Annotated in this window: 4 protein-coding genes; all 4 read left to right on the plus strand. The window is 54.6% G+C overall.

Going from position 1 to position 3,524, the window contains the following annotated elements; genetic code table 11:
- Nucleotides 1-571: 571 nt before the first annotated feature.
- A complete protein-coding gene (locus HSX43_RS19435) occupies nucleotides 572-1,147 on the plus strand; it encodes a recombinase family protein (RefSeq protein ID WP_179381804.1) in 576 nt (191 codons plus the stop codon).
- 56 nt (nucleotides 1,148-1,203) lie between these two features.
- Entirely contained in the window at nucleotides 1,204-1,608 is a 405-nt protein-coding gene (locus tag HSX43_RS19440) for a hypothetical protein (protein WP_179381805.1), read from the plus strand.
- A 111-nt stretch (nucleotides 1,609-1,719) separates the two neighbouring features.
- On the plus strand, nucleotides 1,720-2,736 hold the full coding sequence (locus HSX43_RS19445) for an AAA family ATPase (protein ID WP_179381806.1): 1,017 nt from the start codon (nucleotides 1,720-1,722) through the stop codon (nucleotides 2,734-2,736).
- On the plus strand, nucleotides 2,702-3,451 hold the full coding sequence (locus tag HSX43_RS19450) for a hypothetical protein (protein ID WP_179381807.1): 750 nt from the start codon (nucleotides 2,702-2,704) through the stop codon (nucleotides 3,449-3,451). Before HSX43_RS19445 ends, HSX43_RS19450 begins: the two co-directional genes overlap by 35 nt.
- Nucleotides 3,452-3,524 lie beyond the last annotated feature (73 nt).

The following is a 3,524-nucleotide window of genomic DNA, read 5'->3' on the forward strand; positions in this document are numbered from 1 at the left end:
TCGCCTTGAACGCGGCCGCGTGCCGCTTCCTCTTCGCCATCTCGTCCGTCTCCTTCTCGAAGACCAAGATGACCTCAGATCGTAGCTCCCGTCAGCGTCCAATTTCCAGGGAGCACCTCAGGCAGTCTGTTTCGCGACCTTGATGGACTTAGTGGTGCCAGTATCCCCAATGTGGGGTCACCTAGATATCAATTCTCTATCGCCAAGCTCAGTAGTCTGTAAATCCGTGAGGGGTCCTTGCGCTTCAATCGTGCCTACGGCACTCCTGAAGCACTTCGCACCCCAAGCGTTCTACCACCTGCTCACTGCGTTCGCAGTAGTAGACGCCCGTGCATCCGCTTCGCGGCTACAGGGGGAATGTAACACTGTCACTAAGTATGTCTATTAAGGATGTTCCCCCCCGCCCCCTATCGAAAGCAGTTTGGCCCGAGGTAGACGGAACTACTGTCCGGGATGAGTATACTCTCTCAACACAATCTAAAACCGACCAGAATTGTCTCATTAGACTTAACGAATCATTTATCGAACAATAGGCTTTTGTCGGACACTTAAACAGGACAGGAGATCGAGATTGGGAGAGCTTATCGGATACGGAAGGGTCAGTAGCCGAAGTCAGTCGTTGGAAATCCAGAAAGCCGCATTGATCGAGGCTGGGGTCGGAAAGGATCATCTTTACACTGAAAAGGTATCTGGCCGGAGCCGTGAAGGACGACGAGTTCTTGATGACATGCTCAAACGAGGTATTCGGCGAGGCGATACCGTGCTGGTGACAAGGCTCGACAGATTGGCAAGGTCGACACGTGACCTTCTCCGGATCGCTGATGTGCTCGATGACAAGGGAGTTGACCTACGGGTGCTTGAGCAGCCGGTCGATACATCTTCACCTGCGGGTAAACTGTTTTTCACCCTCTTGGGCGCATTCGGTGAGTTTGAAGCAAGTATACGCGCAGAACGTCAACGCGAAGGTATCGATGCTGCGTTGGCCAAAGGTGGTGATAGTCCCTTCAGGGGGCGTCCCGCAACGATCAACGGCATCAAGGTCAGGGAGCTTACGGAAGCTGGTATGGGGCCTTCACGTATCGCTCAACACATGGGTATCGCAAGATCATCCGTATATCGATATTTGATGCGACCTAAACAAACCTGACCGACATGTCAGCCCAATTCCCTAAATACCCACGTGGTATGAATAGGGAGAGTTCTATGGCAACAGATCAGCATGATATTCTTGTGCTCGGTGACCATGCGCACACGTTTGAGCGCACCGACTACGATCCAACAGGTGCGATGGCATTTCTGCACAGTGTCGGTAATAGCGACCTCCTAAGATTTATGCGGCGGCTTCCTATGGTGGCTGCCCATCAGTCTGATGAACCCATGAGAATGTCCGATCTCGTTTATGAGATGAAGCTCTGGCCCTACGTGAAGGCGGCATACTCTCAGATCGAGGGGCAATCGGGAATCCCAGGAAGGCTGAGTCAGCTTCATCGAGTATATGCGAGGGCGGAGGCGGAGATGGAGCGGGAAACTGGAGAAGTCAGATCATCTGAACGATCCTTCAACTTTGCCACATTTCTTCAAATCTATGCGTCCGAGGGTCTGCCATAAGCCTGGTAGGGGCTCATGCAACAGTCGCAAACAGACCTGCTCGTGGCGTCACGTCGCGGTCGCAATCCCCGGCAATCGGTGTAAACTCTTGACAACAGGGAGACGACAGTCGTGGCGACCGCACAGCAACTCATTGGACTCTTGAAGAGTCACGTTGAGGGGAATGAAGAACGATTCTTCGATCTCGCGCTCCAGCTTGCGTCTGCGGAAGAGCAGAAGGGTCATACCAGATTGGCAGAGCAGCTTCGCCAGTGGGTTGAGGCTGGACAGCAGCCCAAGCCGACAACAGCCTCGCCAACTCCAATCGCCAAGCCACGTGGTGAACTGGGTGCTATCATTGGCACCGCTTACCCAGAAACGAGGCTGAACGACCTGATCCTGCCAGATGCTGTGTCGTCTGAGCTAGACCAATTGGTCACAGAGTTCCGTAAACGGGCTATGCTTGAGAAGCACGGGCTTTCGCCCCGGCAGCGTGTTCTATTGGCGGGACCTCCTGGCACCGGAAAGACGATGAGCGCGTCGGCCCTGGCGGGCGAACTGAAGCTGCCACTTTATTCAGTTCTGCTGCACGGTTTGATTTCCAAATTCATGGGGGAGACCGCATCCAAGCTGAATGCGATCTTTGAGGCCGTGAGAACACAGCGTGGTGTCTACCTGTTTGATGAAATCGATGCCCTCGCCGCTGCCAGGGATGGTGACAACGATGTGGGCGAAGCCCGCCGCACATTGAACTCGTTCCTCCAGTTCATGGAGGAAGATACGGGTCCCTCTTTGATCATCGCCACCACGAACCTGCCGCGCATCCTGGATAAGGCTATATTGCGTAGGTTCGATCTGGTTCTGATGTATGAACTGCCAACGGCAGATGCGATGCAGAAGGCTATGTCCCGACGCCTGATCGGGTTTGATTTGTCAGAAGTAATCTGGGACGATGTGGTTGAGCAGGCTCAGGGTCTTTCATCCTCTGATGTCATTCAGGCCGCTATGGATGCAGCCCGACGAGCCGTATTAGACTCGAAAAAGAGCATATCGTCGGACGACCTTCTCCGTTCAATTGGCCGCCGACGCGACTTACAGGCGTTGGGTGCTAAACATGGCGGATCGGGTTCTTCCTCACATCGTTCTTGATGGTGTCTCGTCAGTCAAAGAGTTCAAAGGTCGGAGCGGGCGTGGAAGTCCGAGGCCATCGCCGGTTCAGAACCGTCAAACTCATGCGCAGCGGTTGGTAGCAGCACTGGACGCTATTCCGGTCGCTGAGACTGCCAAATCAACCTACCTTGCTGTCGAAGGCCGTCCTGGTGAGCCGCTGATAGCAGACAAGTTCAACGTAAGTGGACTATCACTGCTTTCCACTCAGAATGCTGACATCGACCAGCAGATTGCAGGACGTGCCATCGTCAAAGCGGATCGTTCCACGGGTGGGATCGCTAACCTCAAGAGTAAGCTCAACCAGTTCGCCGGAGAGCTTCGGCCACCAAACAAGAAAGGGGTGAGGAACCCCTACAACGCCGATCTTGCAAACAGTGTTGGTATGTTTGCGGAGATCGAACTGCGGGATTTGTGGCGTCACCCCACCAAGCCTTTTCCGCAGTCCGCCGATCCCATCGCATGGGAAGTGTGGTTGGAACCCGCCGAGGTCGATGGTTTCGTGGCCATGGCTGCGCAACAGGGGATGACCGTTTACCCTGACCGTCTAGAGTTTCCTGAAGACACGGTTGTGTTGGTTGAAGGAACCACGGATCAAATGGCCACGACCACTGTTAGAACAGGTTCCGTCCGCGCAGTGTCCCCGCCAGGTGAGGTGCTCCCTGGAAATTGGACGCTGACGGGAGCTACGATCTGAGGTCATCTTGGTCTTCGAGAAGGAGACGGACGAGATGGCGAAGAGGAAGCGGCACGCGGCCGCGTTCAAGGCG

The sequence above is a fragment of the Jannaschia marina genome, assembly GCF_013404595.1.
GTDB lineage: Bacteria > Pseudomonadota > Alphaproteobacteria > Rhodobacterales > Rhodobacteraceae > Jannaschia > Jannaschia marina.

Coding starts and splice junctions, on each gene's coding strand:
- HSX43_RS19440 (WP_179381805.1), top strand. CDS start 1,204: ATGGCAACAGATCAGCATGATATTCTTGTGCTCGGTGACCATGCGCAC.
- HSX43_RS19450 (WP_179381807.1), top strand. CDS start 2,702: ATGGCGGATCGGGTTCTTCCTCACATCGTTCTTGATGGTGTCTCGTCA.